We start from the raw sequence: 16,652 nt of genomic DNA on the forward strand, positions 1-16,652 counted from the left end.
ATGTGATCAACGCGCGTCGGAAACGACGGAAACGCCTTCCTGTACCTGGACGCGATCGCCCGGGTCGTGATCCATGCGCACCGAGCGCGTCACGCCGTTGTACTCATAGCGCACGTCATAGGCGACGATCTTGTCGCCGCTGCTGCCCTGCACCGTTTCACACTTGCGCACGGTGCTGGTGGTCGTGTTCGTCTCCTGACGGCGCTCCTGGATCTCGTGACCGGCATAGCCGCCGCCCACCGCACCGGCGACCGTCGCCAACGTCCGGCCCTTGCCGCCACCGATCTGGTTACCGAGCAGACCACCTGCCACCGCACCAATGGCGGTGCCGGCGATCTGGTGCTGGTCCTTCACCGGCACATGGCGGGTCACGACCTCGTCATGACACTGGCGCTGCGGCGCCGATGCCGCCTCGCGCACCGGATCGACGCTGACGACACGGCCATATTTCGGACCAGCCGGCTCCGGCGGTGGCGCCGCGGCGGCGCTGAGCGATGCGGTCCCGGACCCCGGGGCGTTGGCCACGTCGGCATTCGCGTCGCGGTTGCAGGCGGAAAGGCTCAACACAAGGGCCGCGCCCAAACCAGCGTTCAGGACGGAAATCTTCAACCTGCTCATAACCCTACTCTCCTAAAAAGGTCGGCGACTCGATGGCGCAACAGCCCCATCACCCGGAAGTCGCCTCGATTCACATTTGACAGTCGTTAAACTGAACGACGCCTTAGACTCCAGCCTACAACCCAACCGGCCGCTGACTGACATGCTCGATCTGGTAGATACCCACGCCCACCTGGACGACCGCTCCTTCGACGTCGATCGCGACGCGATGTTCGGGCGGGCAAGCCATGCGGGCGTGCGGCGCTGGATCGTACCGGCGATCGACCGGCAAAACTGGGAAACCATCGAGGATTTGTGTGCGTCGCGTGAAGGAGCGTTTCCTGCGTATGGATTGCATCCCTTGCTCATCGACGCGCATCGCGACGAACACCTCGACCAACTGCCTGTCTGGCTCGACGGGCATGGCGCCATCGCTGTCGGCGAGATCGGGCTGGATTTCTACGTCGCGGGCCTCGATCCGGTACGTCAGCGCGAGGTCTTCGTTCGCCAGCTGGATATCGCGAAGGAGCACGACCTGCCTGTCATTGTCCATGCGCGTCGCGCCTTCGAGGAAACCATCCATACCCTTCGACGCGTCGGTGGCTTGCGTGGTGTCGTGCACAGTTTCTCCGGTAGCGAAGAGCAGGCGAGGCAACTGTTCGACCTGGGGTTTCACCTCGGTATCGGCGGGCCGGTGACTTACGACCGCGCCAACCGAATCCGCCGCACGGTGGCATCGATGCCCCTCGAATGGCTGCTGCTGGAAACCGACGCGCCCGACCAGCCCTGCGCCCATCACCGCGGCGAGCGCAACGAACCGGCGTTCATGACGGACGTGCTCGAGACGATCGCGTCGTTACGCGATGAGTCGCCAGAGGCTATCGCCGCGGCGACGACAGCGAACGCGGTGAAGCTATTCAAGCTTTCTTAAAATGCGCTGCCACTGGCTCTCGAGGGAGCCGGTGATGCGTTTTTGTGTGGGAGCCGGCTATGCCGGCGATGGGGGGCTGCGGCAAACTGGCTATCGCCGCTGAAGCGGCTCCCACAGGTCTGCCTTGCCTTGGTCCTGCCCTGCCTTGGTCCTGCCTTGCCTTGCCTTGGTCCTGCCTTGCCTTGGTCCTGCCTTGCCTTGGTCCTGTCTTGCCTTGGTCCTGTCTTGCCTTGGTCCTGTCTTGCCTTGGTCCTGCCTTGCCTTGGTCCTGTCCTGCCTTGGTTGTGCCTTGCCTTGGTTGTGCCTTGCCTGCGGAAGCCCGGCCGGGGCGGGGCGTTGCGCGAACCCGGAGATACTTGCTAGCCTAATAGTTCACCAGCGAACTATTAGCCAGCAAAATGTCGAGACTCAAGCCATGCGTCGACGCCCTTTACGAGGGTGTCGACCGCGTTGCGCAAAGCATCCCCGGGCTGCCTAAGTCCGAGGTCTTCCTTGTCCGGCTGCTCATGCTGACCGCCGGCGTCTTGCTGCGCGAGTTCGAAGGCAAGCTCAAGCCCTATGGGATGAACGACAGCGATTTCCGCACGCTGATGATGCTGTACAGCAGCGAGGACGGTAGCGCGACGCCTGGCGAACTCTGTGTCCTGGCCGAGCAGAAGCCGACCAACATGACGCGCATCGCCAACGCGCTGGCGAAGAAGGACCTTATCTCGCGGTCGCATGCGACCCACGACCGCCGCCAGGTGCTGCTCCGCATCACCCCTGCCGGACGTCGCTTCGTCAACAAGATGCTCCCGCCGATGTTCCCACCACTGATGGAGAACTTCGCCTGCTTCAGTTCCACCGAGCGCAAGACCTTCGAGAAGCTTCTGAAGAAGCTCGCCCTGCATATCGACCCCACGGTCGACACGGACGACACCCCATGACACCTGCCCTTCTTCGCCCCGCGTTGCTCGCCGCCGCGGTCGCCACCCTGCTCGCTGCCTGCCACATCCCCGCGAAGATCGACCGACCCGCCCTGCGCGACGACGTACCGCTCGCCGGCCTCGTCACGGATCAACGCCCGGGCTGGCCGGCCGCGGCGTGGTGGCGCGCCTACGGCGATCCGCAGCTCGATACGCTCATGGACATGGCCCTGCGCGGCGCGCCCGACCTCGCCCAGGCGAAAACGCGTGTGGACGCCGCGCAGCAGAACATCCGTGTCGCCGCCGCACAGGCGGGTCTTCGTGTCGACGGGAGCGCCCAGGTGGCCCGCCAGCGCATGAGCGAGCACGGCCTGATCCCCGCGCAGTTCCTCGGATTCACCTGGTACAACCAGGCCGACATCGGCGTCCAGGTCAGCTATGACTTCGACTGGTGGGGCAAGAAGCGCTTCACCCTCGAGTCCGCGATCGACAGCGCGCGCGCCGCCGAGGCCGAGCGATCGGCTTCTTCGCTGGCCATCCAGGCGGTCGTTGCCGATACGTATTTCGGCTGGCTTGCCGACATGTCGCGCGTGGCCATCGCCGATCGCCTTGTCGCCGTGCGCGAGCGCACGTTGCGCATCGCCGAGCTTCGTGTGAAACAAGGTGTGGACGTGCCCGACACCGCACAGCAGGCCCGGGCCGAACTGGCCGGTGCACGTCAGCAACGTGTCGCGCTGCAAGGCTCCGCGGATATCCGCCGTGCGTCGCTGGCGACGCTCGTCGGTGTCTCACCGGCGCAGTTGCCTCCGCTCGCGCCGCGCGAGCTACCCGAGGTGGGCACCGGACTTCCCGCGAATGTCGGCAGCGACCTGATGGCTCGCCGCCCCGATATCGCAGCCAGTCGCTGGCAGGTCGAAGCGGCACTACGCCAGACCGATGCGGCGCGCGCCCAGTTCTTTCCCGACGTGAGCCTTACCGGCATGGCCGGCCTGTCCAGCATCGATATGGACAAGCTGTTCTCCGCCAGCAGCCGGGTGTTCTCGCTGACCCCGGCGCTGCACCTGCCGATTTTCGAAGGCGGTGCGCTCGAAGCCAACCACGGGGTCAGCCAGGCGCAACTCGGTGCCGCGGTCGCCCAGTACAACGCCACCGTGGCCTCCGCCGCGCGCGACGTCGCCACCCAGGCACTCGGCGCACAGCAACTCGCCGCGCGTCGTACACAGCAGGCGGAACAGATCGATTCGGCAAGGACGCTGCTCGCCAGTGCGAAGGCCCGCGCCGCGCGCGGCGTCCGCGACGATCGCGAATCGCTCGAAACCGAGGCCTCCCTCGCGCAACAACTGGACATGGACGCCGACCTGCGCGGCCAGGCCCTGTCCACCGACGTCGCACTGATCAAATCACTCGGCGGCGGCTACCGCGCCGAAACGACCGACTCCTCTTCCACGCACAGCACCGACGGAACCCAGAGCCCATGAGCGCCACCACGACCGACACGCCGCGCACGCAGGACGACAGCGGCAACGCGCCCAAGGACAAGCGCAAGCGGAACCGTGCGCTGCTCATCGCCGTCCTCGTTTTCGCCTTCGCCGCGCTCGCCTGGTTCCTGCTCTGGCTCCTGGTGTTCTCCAAGCGCGAGACCACCGACGACGCTTACGTCGGTGGCAACCAGGTAGGCATCTCCGCCCAGGTCCCCGGTATCGTCGTGGGCGTCTATGCCGACGACACCCAGCGCGTGAACGCCGGTCAGGTCCTGGTGAAGCTGGACCCGACCGATGGCGACGTGGCCTTGCGCAAAGCCAGCAGCGCCCTCGCCCAGGCGGTGCGCCAGGTACGTCAGCAGACGCAGTCCGCCGCCAGCGCCGACGCCGCCCTCGGCACCCGCCGCCAGGATCTGAAGCGCGCGCAGGACGACCTCAAGCGCCGCATCCCGTTGCTCGCCGAGAAGGCCGTGGCACCGGAAGAGGTGCAGCACGCACGCGATGCCGTGGACAGCGCCGAGTCGGCGCTTGAATCCGCCCAGCGCCAGGCCGACGCCTCGCGAGCCCTGATCGACGGCAGCGACGTGGCGACGAATCCCGCCGTGGAGCAGGCACGCGCGGGCTTCCGCCAGGCCTGGATCGCCGCCCAGCGCAATGCCATCGTCGCGCCGATCGACGGCTATGTCGCGCTGCGCAGCGTGCAGGTCGGCAACAGCGTGCAGCCCGGCCAGCAGCTGATGACCGTCGTGCCGCTGCACGACCTCTGGGTGGACGCCAACTTCAAGGAAAGCCAGCTGCGCCACGTGCGCATCGGCCAACCGGCGAAGATCGAAGCCGACATCTACGGCGGCGGAACCGAGTACCACGGCAAGGTGATCGGTCTCGGCGCCGGCACCGGCAGCGCGTTCTCCCTGCTTCCCGCGCAGAATGCCACGGGCAACTGGATCAAGGTCGTGCAGCGCATTCCGGTGCGCATCGCGCTGGAGCCCAAGGACCTCGACAAGCACCCCCTGCGTATCGGCCTGTCCACGGCCGTCACGGTCGATATCACGGACGACGAAGGCGACGTACTGGCGAAGTCGCCGTCGACCACGCCGGTGGCCCAGACCAACGTATATGACGAGGTGGCCGCCAAGGCCGATGCCGCGGCGGATGCGATCGTGCGCAAGAACCTCGGGGCGAGCGTGCCTTGAGCGACGCCGCCGCCTTCCCCGACGCCGCGCCTGCGAGCGGCCCCAAGCCGCTGCAAGGTGGGCCGCTGGTCCTGCTGACGATCGCCGTCGCGTTCTCCACCTTCATGGAGATCCTCGATACGACGATCGTCAACGTGGCCGTGCCGCATATCGCCGGCAGCCTCGGCGTCAGCGCCAGCGAGGGCACTTGGGCGATCAGCTCGTACTCCCTCGCCAGCGCGATCATGCAGCCGTTGACGGGCTGGTTGGCCAAGCGCTTCGGCGAGGTCAAGACGTTCGTCTTCTCGGTGATGCTGTTCGTGCTGTTCTCGATGCTCTGCGGCCTCGCGACCAGCATGCCGATGCTGGTGATCTTCCGCTTGCTGCAGGGCGCGGGCTCGGGACCGATGGTGGCGTTGTCGCTGTCCCTGCTGTTGTCGAGCTATCCGAAGACCAAACAGGGCATGGCGCTGGCGATGTGGGCGATGACGGTGGTGGTCGCGCCGATCTTCGGGCCTATTCTCGGTGGCTACCTGACGGACAACTTCTCGTGGCCGTGGATCTTCTACATCAACGTACCGGTGGGTGCCCTCGCCGGCCTGATCACCTGGACGCTGCTGCGCAGCCGCGAGACGAAGATCGTCCGCGCACCGATCGATACGGTGGGGCTGGCATTGCTGGTGATCGGCATCGGCTCGTTGCAGTTCATGCTCGACAACGGCAACGACCACGACTGGTTCGCCTCGCCGCTGATTCTCACGCTGGGCCTGATCGCGCTGGTCGCGCTGGTGTTCCTGGTGATCTGGGAACTCACCGCGAAACATCCGGTAGTCGATCTCTCGCTGTTCGGCCGGCGCAATTTCGCCGTGGGCGTGACCGCCCTGTCGCTGGGCATGCTCGCTTTCTTCGGCATCAACGTGGTGTTTCCGCTCTGGCTGCAGACGACACTGGGTTACACGTCGACCTGGGCCGGTCTGGCCACGGCTCCCGTGGGCATCCTCGCCTTCATCGTTTCGCCCTTCATCGGCAAGAACATCCAGAGGCTGGAGCTGCGTGCCGTGGTGACCTTCGCCTTCATGGTGTTCGCCTTCACCTCGTTCTGGTTTGCCGGGTTCAACAGCGGCGCGTCGTTCGCCGCCCTGGTGCTGCCGCGCTTCATCATGGGTATCGCCATCGCCTGCTTCTTCATCCCGCTCAACCAGATCTTCCTGTCCGGGCTCAATCCGGACCAGATCGCCGGTGCATCGGGCCTGGCCAACTTCTGCCGCACCCTGGCCTCCAGCGTGTCCACGGCCCTGACGGTGACGCTGTGGACGCATCGTGGCGAGTCGCACCACGCCTCGCTCACCGAGTACGTGACCCAGGCCTCGCCTGCCACGGCGACCTACACGAACCATCTGGCGAGCCTGGGCATCCAGGGCAAACCGGCGCTGGCCGTGATCGACCAGGTACTCAATCGCGAGGCGCTCACCCTGGCGGTGAACGACGTCTTCTTCGGTTGCGCGATCCTTTTCCTTGCCCTGATTCCGGTTCTTTGGCTGGCCAAACCCCCGTTTGGAAATGCCGGTGGTGCCGCGGCGCATTAAATTGCCGTTATCTGAATCGATTTAAAGAACAAACGTGAAATCGGAAAACGATTACGTCCCCATTCGGCAACTGGTGCGGCGCAATACCTCGTGGTAGCTTTCGCCGCATGGCACAAACCCTACGCATCATTAAGAAGTACCCGAACCGCCGTCTCTATGACACGGAGATCTCGAGCTACATCACGCTGGAGGAAGTTCGCCAGCTGGTCCTCGACGGGGAAAACTTTGAAGTCCGCGACGCCAAGTCGGGCGAGGATCTGACGCGCTCCGTCCTCCTGCAGATCATCGCGGAGCACGAGGAGCACGGTCAGCCGATGCTCTCCCCGCAGTTGCTGTCGCACATCATCCGCTTCTACGGCGACTCCCTGCAGGGCTTCATGGGCCCGTACCTGGAGCGCAGCCTGCAGGTGTTCCTCGACCAGCAGCAGCAATTCCGCAACCAGCTGAACAGCCTGATGGGCCAGACGCCCTGGTCCATGCTCAACGAGATGACCGAGCGCAACCTCGACGTCTGGAAGTCGATGCAGCGGGGCTTCCTCGACGCGGCTACGGCGAAGCCAGCCGATCCCGTCACGCGGACCACGCGCCCGACCGGCAAGAAAGCCAGCTAATTCCTGACGCTCCGCCGCAGGCTTGCTCCCGGCGGCGCTGCGGCGCACGATGCGCTGCCCTGCAATATCGCGCCCCCGAACCAGGTCGCCCATGCCCCGTAACGACATCGCCGTGGTTGGCGCCGGATTGGTCGGCGCCCTGGTTGCCACCTTGCTGACCCAGCGCGGATTCCGCGTCACGGTGTACGAGAAGCGCTCCGATCCGCGCCGTGCGGGGTTCCAGGGTGGCCGATCGATCAATCTCGCCCTCGCCGAACGCGGCCTGCACGCCTTGCGCGCCACCGGCCTGGCCGACAAGGTGCTGGAGCAGGCAGTGATGATGCGCGGGCGCATGGTCCACGATCCCGCCGGCCATAGCGGGCTGCAGCGCTATGGCGTGGACGATTCGGAGGTGATCTGGTCGGTGTCGCGCGGTGGCCTGAACACGCTGATGCTCGATGCCGCCGAAGCCGCCGGCGCCACGGTCCACTTCGACCAGGGCCTGGCCTCTGCCGACCTCGACGCCGGCACGCTGACCCTTGGCGACGGCACCGGCAGCCTGCGCACCGTCGAGGCGCCGGTCGTGATCGGCGCCGATGGCGCAGGCTCCGCCCTGCGTGCGGCGATGCACCTGCACTCGCCGCTGGGTGAGCGCATCGAAGAACTTGGGCACGGGTACAAGGAGCTGGAGATTCCGCCGCGAGTGGACGCGTCCGGCCCGTTCGCCATCGAGCGCAACGCCCTGCACATCTGGCCGCGCGGGCACTACATGTGCATCGCCCTGCCGAACCGCGAAGGCAGCTTCACCGTCACCCTCTTCCTGCCGAACGAAGGCGAGCATCCCAGCTTCCGCAGCATCGCGGGAGCTGGCGCCGCGGAGGCCTTCTTCCGCACCGATTTCCCGGACGCGCTGGCTCTCATGCCGGAGTTCGCCACCGACTGGGCCGCCCATCCGGTCGGCACCCTGGCGACCCTCTATCTCGACCGCTGGCACATCGGCGGCCGCGCCCTGCTCATCGGCGACGCGGCCCATGCGATGGTGCCGTTCCACGGCCAGGGCATGAATTGCGGCTTCGAAGACGCGGCCGAACTGGCCGATCTGTTCGCCGCCCAGCCGGACGACGCAGCGGCGGTGTTCGCGGCCTTCGAGGAGCGCCGCAAGCCGAACGCGGACGCGATCGCGCGCATGGCGCTGGAGAACTACGTGGAGATGCGCGATTCCGTCGCGGATCCGCACTACCTGCGCAAGCGCGAACTGGGCGGTTTGCTCGCCGAACGGTCGCCGACCCATTACCTGCCTCGCTATCGCATGGTTACCTTCACGCATCTGCCTTATCGCTATGCGCTGGAGCGTGGACAGGCCCAGGATGTCCTGGTCGAGCAGTTGTTGAAGGGGCACGATTCGGTGGCTTCGGTGGACCTGGAATCGGCCGTGCGGACGTTGGAAGCGACGTTGCCGCCGTTGCCGGAGCAGGCGTTCGAGCGGGGGTAGTCGTTGGCAGCCATTCGCCGCTGAAGCGGCTCCCACACAGAGCGCGGCTCCGATACATCGCTCAGTACCCATGCATCGATCAGTACCCATGCATCGCTCAGTACCCATGCATCGATCAGTACCCATACATCGCTCGGCACTCACACATCGCGCAGTACCCACCAGTGCTCGGCATTTGCCAGCACCTATCGCCGAGGAATCGGCACCTACAGAAGCCCGAGCAGGACAATCGACTGGATGACTACCGCGCCGCACGCCACCGCCCTGCTTGAAGCGCGCGCCCTGTGCTTCCTGCGCCAGGACGAGCCGGTGTTCGGGCCGATCGACTTCGCCCTGCAAGGCGGCGAAATCGCACTGGTCGAGGGTGACAACGGTAGTGGCAAGACCACCCTCATGCGCGTGCTCACCGGCATGCTCCGGCCCGGCGAGGGCGAGGTGCTGCTGGACGGTGCGCCCTTCTCGCTGGATACCGTCGCCGGTGCGGTGGTGTTCCTCGGCCACCATCTCGGCCTGAAAGTCGACCTGACGCCGCGCGAGAACCTACGTCTCGCCGCGGGCCTTTATGGGCTGCGTCGCGGGATGGATGAGAACGCCGTGCTTCGCGAGGTCGGTCTGGCCGGGTATGAAGACGAGCCCGTCCGCCAGCTCTCCGCCGGGCAGAAAAAGCGCGCCGCGCTGGCTCGCCTGCTGTTGCTACCGGCCCGTGTCTGGCTGCTGGACGAGCCCTACGCCAATCTCGACCGCGACGGCATCGCGCTGGTCAATCGCCTGCTCGAACAGCATGCGGCGCGCGGTGGCGCGGCCCTGGTGACCAGCCACGGTGCCGTCCGCTTCGCCGGTGGCGAGCCGCGCCGCATCCGGTTGCACGCATGACGCCCGGCAGCACGTCCGCCGCCTGCGCCGCCCTGCTGCGACGCGACCTCACGCTGGCCTGGCGGCGACGCGGCGATATCGCGATGCCGGTGCTGTATGCGGTCATCGTCACCACACTCTTCCCCTTCGCGATCGGTCCCGAACCGGCTCTCCTGGCCCGCATCGCCGGTGGCGTGGTCTTCGTCATCGTGCTGCTGGCGATCCTGCTGTCGCTGGACCACCTGTTCCGCAGCGATATCGAGGATGGCTCCATGGAACTGCTGATGCTGGCGCCACAGCCGCTGGCCCTGCTGGTGGGCATGAAGATCCTCGCGCACTGGATCACCTCGTCGTTACCCTTGATCGTCGTCGCGCCGGTGCTCGCCAGCATGCTGAAGCTGCCGACCGAGGCGATGCCGGTGCTGATCGTCGCTCTGGTCCTGTCCACGCCGCTGCTGAGCCTGCTGGGCGCGGTCTTGGTCGCACTGACGGCCGGGTCGAGACGCTCTGGTATGCTTCTGGCGCTCATGTTGTTGCCGTTGTGCGTACCGGTCGTGATCTTCGCCGCCGGGGCTTTGGCCGCCGCGCAGGAAGGATTGCCCTGGGTCGCGCCGATCGCCTGGCTGGGCGCTGGCCTGGCCATGGCGCTCGTTCTTGCGCCGCTGGCTTGCGCCGCCGCGCTACGCATCGCCATGGACACATGAACGCACGCAACCGTGGGGGCCGATTCGCGGACTCACGGGGTCCGAACGCATAGCAGGTAACGATGGCTAACTGGGTTCCCCTCTGGCTTCACCGCCTCGGCTCGCCGCCGCTGTTCTACCGGTTCGCCGGTGCCGTGCGCCCGTGGGCCCTCGGCCTGGCACTGGTGCTGGGCGCCGTCGCGCTCTACGGCGGCCTGGTGGTCGCGCCGGCCGATTACCAGCAGGGCGACGCCTATCGCATCATCTTCATCCACGTGCCGAGCGCCTGGATGAGTCTGTTCATCTATGGCGCGATGGCCGTGGCAGCGTTTATCGGCCTGGTCTGGCGGATCAAGATCGCCGAAGTCGTAGCGATGGAATCGGCACCGGTCGGCGCCGCGTTCACCCTGATCACCCTGGTGACCGGTTCGCTCTGGGGCAAACCCATGTGGGGCACCTGGTGGACCTGGGACGCGCGGCTGACCTCCGAGCTTGTCCTGCTCTTCATCTACCTCGGCATCGTCGGCCTGTATCACTCGTTCGAAGATCGTCGCCAGGGAGCGCGCGCCGCCTCCTTCCTCGTACTCGTCGGCGCGGTGAACGTGCCGATCGTGCATTTCTCGGTGAACTGGTGGAACACGCTACACCAGGGCTCGACCGTTCGTCTGCTCGGTCCTTCGCATATCGAGGCGAGCATGCTGTGGCCGCTGCTGACCATGATGCTCGCGACCAAGTGTTACTACGTGGCCAGCCTGTTCGCACGCGTGCGCGCCGACCTCATCGCGTCGGAAGGTGGCAAGGCCTGGGTGCGCGACATCGCGCTTGGCCAGCCGGGGAACGACGCCGCATGAGTCAGTTTTTCGCCATGGGCGGTTACGCCTCCTTCGTGTGGCCCGCGTTTGCCGCCTTCTTCATCGTCCTTCTCATCGATTCGCTGGCCCCGCTCGCCCGGCGCCGCCGCAACCTGCGCGATCTTCGCGCGCGGCTCGCGCGCCAGGAAAACCGCCGCCGGCCCGGAACCCCGCCAAGCAATGAATCCAACGCGTAAACGTCGTCTCGCCATCGTCATCTCCGTCGTCGTCGCCGCTGTCGTGGCGATCGGCCTCACTGTGTTCGCGCTGCAGCGGAACATGAGCTACCTGTTCACCCCGAGCCAGGTGCAGGAAGGCCAGGCCACGCAATACAAGAGCTTCCGCCTCGGCGGCATGGTCAAGGCCGGCTCGATCCAGCGCGCCGCCGATACCTTGCGCGTGAGCTTCATCGTGATCGACGCCGACGGCGCCATGCCCGTGGAATACACCGGCATCCTTCCCGACCTGTTCCGCGACAACCAGTCGGTGATCGCGACCGGCCGGATGGACGGCGCACGCTTCATCGCCAGCGAGGTGCTTGCCAAGCACGACGAGAACTACATGCCGAAGGAACTCAAGGACGCGATGGCCAAGGCGCACCAGAACAAGAAGATCGACGACACCGCGATGAAGGACACACCGAAGTGATCCCCGAGCTCGGCCAGTTCGCCCTTGTCCTCGCCTTGCTGCTGGCCATCGCCCAGGGCGTACTGCCGATCGTCGGCGCCTGGCGCAACAACGCCGCGCTGATCGCCGTCGCCAGGCCCGCGGCGGCCGGCCAGGGCGTGTTCGTCTTCGCCGCGATGGCGATCCTGATCTACGCCTTTCTCTCCTACGACTTCTCGGTGGCCTATGTCGCCGACAATTCAAACCTCGCGCTGCCCTGGTATTACCGCGTGACCGCCGTGTGGGGTGCCCATGAAGGCTCGATGCTGCTCTGGGTGTTCATCCTCAACGTCTGGTCGGTGGCCCTGGCCGCCTTCAGTCGCCACTTGCCGCCGGCCTTCCTCGCCCGCGTGCTGGGCGTGCTCGGGCTGATCGGCGTCGGCTTCCTGGCCTTCATCCTGTTCACCTCGAACCCCTTCCTGCGCGAGCTGCCGATGCCCGCCGACGGTGGCGACCTCAACCCGGTCCTGCAGGACCCGGGCATGACCTTCCACCCACCCGTGCTCTACATGGGTTACGTCGGCTTCTCGGTCGCCTTCGCGTTCTCCATCGCCGCCTTGCTCGGTGGCGGAATGGAACAGGCCTGGGTGCGCTGGGCGCGCCCGTGGACGAACGTGGCCTGGGCCTTCCTCACCCTCGGCATCGTCGCCGGCAGCTGGTGGGCCTACGCCGAACTGGGCTGGGGCGGCTGGTGGTTCTGGGATCCGGTGGAGAACGCGTCGTTCATGCCGTGGCTCGTCGGCGTCGCCTTGATCCACGCGCAGGCGGTGACGGAGAAACGCGGGTCGTTGCCAGCGTGGACCATCCTGCTTTCGCTGTTCGCATTTTCGCTGTCGCTGCTGGGCACCTTCCTCGTCCGCTCGGGCGTGCTGACGTCGGTCCATGCGTTCGCGTCCGATCCACGTCGCGGCCTGTATATCCTCGGCTTCCTGATCGTCGTCATCGGCGGTTCGCTGCTGCTGTATGCGATCCGTGCGCCGAAGGTCGCCACCGGCAAGCCATTCGCGCCGTTGTCGCGCGAGACCGGAATCATGGTGGCGAACCTGCTGTTCACCACGGCATCGGCCATGGTCCTGCTGGGCACCTTGTTCCCTCTCATCGGCGACGCGCTCAACCTGGGTCGGGTTTCCGTCGGCCCTCCTTATTTCGGCTTCCTGTTCGTGCTGCTGATGGCGCCCGCGGTGCTGCTGCTGCCGTTCGGGCCCTACCTGCGCTGGGGCCGCGCCGAAGGACATCAACTGACGACGATGGCGCTGCGCGCCGGCATCGCCGCCGTGATCTGCGCCATCGTCGCCAGCTTCTTCGCCCAGGGTCACCTGCGTGCGATCGCCGGTATCGCCGGCGCGGTATGGGTGGGCGCCGGCACGCTGTCGTATGTGATCAAGCGTTGGCGCGAGATGCCACGCGGCCGCCGCTACCCGGCCGAGATGGCCGGCATGCTGCTCGCGCACACCGGCGTCGCGATCTTCCTGATCGGCGTCATGCTGTCGGAATCGTTGAGCGTCGAACGCGACGTGCGCCTCGCACCCGGCCAGACCGAATCGGTCGGTGGCTACGATTTCCGCTTCGATGGCGTCGAAGAAACCACGGGCCCGAACTGGCGCGCGGACGAAGGCATCGTCGCCATTCTTCGCGACGGCAGGACGCTGGCGACGATGCATCCACAGAAGCGCACCTATTCGCGCGGCCAGGTGCAGACCGAATCCGCGATCGACGCCGGCCTGTTCCGCGACATCTATGTCGCCCTGGGCGAGCCGATGGAGCCGACCAACGTGAACGGCGCATGGGCGTTGCGCCTGTACCACAAGCCTTTCGTTCGCTGGATCTGGCTGGGCGGCCTCTTCATGATGGCGGGTGGCTTCGTCGCCGCGGCGGAGCGTCGTTTCCGTGCGAAACGCGCGCCGGCCGCCGACGCCGTAACGACGACGTCGACACCGCCGGTGAAGGAGTCGCTGGCATGAGTCGCCTCCTGCCACTGCTCGGCTTCCTGATCCTGGTCGGCCTGTTCGGCTTCGGCATCTGGTGGAACACCCAGCACGACCAGCACGAGATCGTGTCGCCGCTGATCGACAAGCCGGCGCCGGCCTTTGCCTTGCCCGTCCTCGACGATGCCGCTCGCACTGTCACCAAGACTTCCCTGCTCGGCAAGCCGTACTTCCTCAACGTGTTCGCCAGCTGGTGCATCGAATGCGTGCACGAGCATCCGATCCTGATGACCCAGATGAAGCAGCTCGGCCTGCCGCTGGTCGGTTTCAATTACAAGGACGATCCCCAGGCCGCCACGGCGTGGCTTGCCGAACACGGCAATCCGTTCGACGTCATCGTCGCCGACCGCGAAGGTCGCAGCGCGATCGACTTCGGCGTGTACGCGGCGCCGGAGACCTTCCTGGTCGATGCGAAGGGCGTTATCCGCTACAAGCGCATCGGTCCGATCACGCCCGAGGTGCTGGACAAGGAAATCCGTCCGGCACTCGCCGCGCTGGCGAAGGAAACGCCGTGATGCACCGCTGGCTTCTCGTCGTCACCCTGGCTCTACTGCCCGCGCTGGCTTGCGCGCAGGCGATCCAGCCCTTGCCGTTCCGCGATCACGCCGAGGAAGTCCGCTTCCAGCATCTCAGCGCCGAACTGCGTTGCCCGATGTGCCAGAACGAGACCCTGGCCGACTCGAACGCGCCGATCGCGCACGACCTTCGCCGCCAGGTATTCGAGATGATCCAGGCGGGCAAGAGCGACGACGAGATCAAGGCCTTCCTCGTCGACCGCTATTCGCAGTTCGTGCTCTACAAACCGCCGGTCGAGCCGAGCACTTGGTTGCTCTGGTTCGGCCCCCTCGTGCTGCTTGCCATCGGTGGCATCGTCGTCGCCGTGCAGGTGCGCCGCCGCGCCCGCCAGGCTCCTGCCGACACGACGCCGATCAACGACACCGGGGACGATTGGTGACTTACGCGTTCTATCTCGCCGCCGGGGCCATGCTCGCCCTCGCGCTGGCCTTGCTGCTCGTCCCGATCGTTCGCCATGGCCGTCGCCACGGGCGTTCGCGCGGTGTCTTCGCGCTGCTCGTTGCGATCGCCGTGGTCGTACCGCTGACCAGCGTCGGCCTCTACGCCCTGGTCGGCACGCCGTCGACGCTCGGCGGCGTCGAGCCGCCGAAGGAAATGAACGTCGACGAGGCGATCGCCGCGCTACGTGTGCGCCTGAAGGATCATCCCGAGGACGCGCAAGGCTGGCTCCTGCTCGGCCAGACGTTCACCATGCTCAAGCAGCCGACCGACGCACGTGACGCCTACGACGGCGCACTCAAGGCAGACCCTGCCAACGGCGCCGCCATGGTCGGCTGGGCCGAAGCCGATTCGCTGGCACGCGACGACCACCGTATCGAAGGGCGTGCGCTCGACCTGCTCCAGGCGGCGGTCGCCGCGAACCCGGAAAACCAGCGCGCCCTGTGGCTGCTCGGCATCAGCCAGTTCCAGCACGAGCAGTATGCCGCCGCATCGGCGACCTGGAAGAAGCTGCAGCCAATGCTCGACCCGGACTCCAACGTCGCCCACGCGGTTGCCGAACAGATCGCCCAGGCGGACAAACGCGCGCAAGCCAAGTGAGCCGTGGCACCATGGCGGGTATCCGTTAAAGGGTTTTGCCATGGGCGACGCACGCCGCTACCACTCGCTTACCTCTCCGTTCCGCATGAAACGCGGCGGCGAACTGCACGGCGCTCGTGTCGCCTTCGAAACCTGGGGAACGCTCGACAGCGATCGCGCCAATGCCGTGCTGATCCTCACCGGCCTGTCGCCGAGCGCGCATGCCGCCGCGAACGCCGAAGATCCGACACCCGGCTGGTGGGAAGAGATGATCGGCCCGGGCAGAGCCTTCGATACCGATCGTCACTTCGTCATCTGTGTGAATTCGTTGGGTAGCGACAAGGGCTCCACCTGCCCCGCCTCGATCGACCCCGCCACGGGCGAAGCCTACCGACTCAGCTTCCCCGAACTGTCGCTGGAAGACGTCGCCAACGCCGCGTACGAAGCCGTCAGCGGCCTCGGTATCACCGAGCTGGCCTGCCTTGTCGGCTGCTCCATGGGTGGCATGAGCGCACTGGCATATATGCTCCTGCATCCGGGCTCGGTGCGCACGCATCTCAGCGTCGACACGGCACCGCAGGCCCAGCCCTTCGCCATTGCCATCCGCTCGCTGCAGCGTGAGGCGATTCGTCTGGATCCGCACTGGAACGAAGGCCGCTACGACGACGAGCACTGGCCAGAGCACGGCATGAGCATCGCCCGCAAGCTGGGCGTCATTACCTACCGTTCGGCGATGGAGTGGAACGGCCGCTTCGCGCGTATCCGCCTGGACCCGGATCAGCGCGAGGAAAACGCACCCTTCGGATTCGAATTCCAGGTGGAGTCCTACCTCGAAGGCCACGCACGGCGTTTCAACCGGCAGTTCGACCCGAACAGCTACCTCTATCTCTCGCGCGCGAGCGACTGGTTCGATATCTCCGAATATGGCGAAGGCGACGTGATGCGGGGGCTTGGCCGGATCAGGGTCGAACGCGCGATGGTCATCGGCGTCAGCACGGACATCCTGTTCCCGCTGGAACAGCAGGAAACCATCGCCAAGGGCCTGGAAGCGGCGGGCGCCAAGGTGGAGTTCGTGGCTCTGGATTCCCCCCAGGGCCACGATGCCTTCCTGGTCGACATCGAGAACTACAGCCGTGCCATCGGTGGGTTTTTGCGGACAATCTGAAGTCCACAGAACGCTCCCGTTCTGCAAGGACCGCAGGATCGGCGCCTTCGAGGACACGACCCGCCTTTTGCTATCATTGGAGTCGACGGGCGTCCCCACGCCA

18 protein-coding genes are annotated in these 16,652 nt (G+C 66.2%); 17 read left to right on the forward strand and 1 reads right to left on the reverse strand.

The features are described 5' to 3' along the window. Nucleotides 1-6: 6 nt before the first annotated feature. The gene (locus VM621_RS12085; protein ID WP_325469212.1) at nucleotides 7-618 is read right to left on the reverse strand and encodes a glycine zipper 2TM domain-containing protein; all 612 of its coding nucleotides are present in this window, start codon (nucleotides 616-618) and stop codon (nucleotides 7-9) included. A gap of 142 nt (nucleotides 619-760) precedes the next feature. On the opposite strand from VM621_RS12085, the gene VM621_RS12090 reads away from it, so the two are divergent. The 17 genes from VM621_RS12090 (at nucleotide 761) to metX (ending at nucleotide 16,549) form a co-directional block, all read left to right on the forward strand. Further along, nucleotides 761-1,528: a TatD family hydrolase gene (locus VM621_RS12090; protein WP_325469213.1), complete on the forward strand. Its 768-nt coding sequence runs from the start codon at nucleotides 761-763 to the stop codon at nucleotides 1,526-1,528. A gap of 398 nt (nucleotides 1,529-1,926) precedes the next feature. Continuing rightward, nucleotides 1,927-2,454, forward strand: a complete 528-nt coding sequence (locus VM621_RS12095; protein ID WP_325469214.1) for a MarR family winged helix-turn-helix transcriptional regulator — start codon at nucleotides 1,927-1,929, stop codon at nucleotides 2,452-2,454. Then, on the forward strand, nucleotides 2,451-3,911 hold the full coding sequence (locus VM621_RS12100; RefSeq protein WP_325469215.1) for an efflux transporter outer membrane subunit: 1,461 nt from the start codon (nucleotides 2,451-2,453) through the stop codon (nucleotides 3,909-3,911). Before VM621_RS12095 ends, VM621_RS12100 begins: the two co-directional genes overlap by 4 nt. Beyond that, nucleotides 3,908-5,107, forward strand: a complete 1,200-nt coding sequence (locus VM621_RS12105) for an efflux RND transporter periplasmic adaptor subunit (RefSeq protein WP_325469216.1) — start codon at nucleotides 3,908-3,910, stop codon at nucleotides 5,105-5,107. The genes VM621_RS12100 and VM621_RS12105 overlap by 4 nt, the downstream gene beginning before the upstream one ends. After that, nucleotides 5,104-6,672 carry a DHA2 family efflux MFS transporter permease subunit gene (locus tag VM621_RS12110; protein WP_325469217.1) on the forward strand — a complete coding sequence of 523 codons (1,569 nt, stop codon included), beginning with the start codon at nucleotides 5,104-5,106 and terminating at the stop codon, nucleotides 6,670-6,672. The genes VM621_RS12105 and VM621_RS12110 overlap by 4 nt, the downstream gene beginning before the upstream one ends. Before the next feature lie 107 nt (nucleotides 6,673-6,779). Then, nucleotides 6,780-7,283: a polyhydroxyalkanoate synthesis repressor PhaR gene (gene phaR, locus VM621_RS12115; RefSeq protein WP_325469218.1), complete on the forward strand. Its 504-nt coding sequence runs from the start codon at nucleotides 6,780-6,782 to the stop codon at nucleotides 7,281-7,283. Between the two features lie 91 nt (nucleotides 7,284-7,374). Then, the gene (locus VM621_RS12120; RefSeq protein WP_325469219.1) at nucleotides 7,375-8,754 is read left to right on the forward strand and encodes an NAD(P)/FAD-dependent oxidoreductase; all 1,380 of its coding nucleotides are present in this window, start codon (nucleotides 7,375-7,377) and stop codon (nucleotides 8,752-8,754) included. A gap of 237 nt (nucleotides 8,755-8,991) precedes the next feature. Then, the gene (gene ccmA, locus VM621_RS12125) at nucleotides 8,992-9,627 is read left to right on the forward strand and encodes a cytochrome c biogenesis heme-transporting ATPase CcmA (RefSeq protein ID WP_325469220.1); all 636 of its coding nucleotides are present in this window, start codon (nucleotides 8,992-8,994) and stop codon (nucleotides 9,625-9,627) included. Then, nucleotides 9,624-10,310 (forward strand): heme exporter protein CcmB, encoded by a 687-nt coding sequence (gene ccmB / locus VM621_RS12130; protein WP_325469221.1) that lies wholly within the window; start codon nucleotides 9,624-9,626, stop codon nucleotides 10,308-10,310. Before ccmA ends, ccmB begins: the two co-directional genes overlap by 4 nt. A 62-nt stretch (nucleotides 10,311-10,372) precedes the next feature. After that, a complete protein-coding gene (locus VM621_RS12135; RefSeq protein ID WP_325469222.1) occupies nucleotides 10,373-11,140 on the forward strand; it encodes a heme ABC transporter permease in 768 nt (255 codons plus the stop codon). Further along, on the forward strand, nucleotides 11,137-11,337 hold the full coding sequence (gene ccmD / locus VM621_RS12140; RefSeq protein WP_325469223.1) for a heme exporter protein CcmD: 201 nt from the start codon (nucleotides 11,137-11,139) through the stop codon (nucleotides 11,335-11,337). Before VM621_RS12135 ends, ccmD begins: the two co-directional genes overlap by 4 nt. Further along, the gene (gene ccmE / locus VM621_RS12145; protein ID WP_325469224.1) at nucleotides 11,321-11,788 is read left to right on the forward strand and encodes a cytochrome c maturation protein CcmE; all 468 of its coding nucleotides are present in this window, start codon (nucleotides 11,321-11,323) and stop codon (nucleotides 11,786-11,788) included. The genes ccmD and ccmE overlap by 17 nt, the downstream gene beginning before the upstream one ends. Then, nucleotides 11,785-13,767: a heme lyase CcmF/NrfE family subunit gene (locus VM621_RS12150; RefSeq protein WP_325469225.1), complete on the forward strand. Its 1,983-nt coding sequence runs from the start codon at nucleotides 11,785-11,787 to the stop codon at nucleotides 13,765-13,767. Before ccmE ends, VM621_RS12150 begins: the two co-directional genes overlap by 4 nt. Beyond that, entirely contained in the window at nucleotides 13,764-14,306 is a 543-nt protein-coding gene (locus VM621_RS12155) for a DsbE family thiol:disulfide interchange protein (RefSeq protein WP_325469226.1), read from the forward strand. The genes VM621_RS12150 and VM621_RS12155 overlap by 4 nt, the downstream gene beginning before the upstream one ends. Next, on the forward strand, nucleotides 14,306-14,746 hold the full coding sequence (locus VM621_RS12160; RefSeq protein ID WP_325469227.1) for a cytochrome c-type biogenesis protein: 441 nt from the start codon (nucleotides 14,306-14,308) through the stop codon (nucleotides 14,744-14,746). Before VM621_RS12155 ends, VM621_RS12160 begins: the two co-directional genes overlap by 1 nt. Next, complete coding sequence (locus VM621_RS12165) at nucleotides 14,743-15,405, forward strand: tetratricopeptide repeat protein (RefSeq protein WP_325469228.1); 663 nt, start codon at nucleotides 14,743-14,745, stop codon at nucleotides 15,403-15,405. The genes VM621_RS12160 and VM621_RS12165 overlap by 4 nt, the downstream gene beginning before the upstream one ends. A 40-nt stretch (nucleotides 15,406-15,445) precedes the next feature. Then, the gene (metX, locus tag VM621_RS12170) at nucleotides 15,446-16,549 is read left to right on the forward strand and encodes a homoserine O-acetyltransferase MetX (protein ID WP_325469229.1); all 1,104 of its coding nucleotides are present in this window, start codon (nucleotides 15,446-15,448) and stop codon (nucleotides 16,547-16,549) included. Nucleotides 16,550-16,652: the final 103 nt, after the last annotated feature.

This window comes from Luteibacter sp. (genome assembly GCF_035539195.1).
In the GTDB taxonomy this organism is placed as follows: domain Bacteria; phylum Pseudomonadota; class Gammaproteobacteria; order Xanthomonadales; family Rhodanobacteraceae; genus Luteibacter.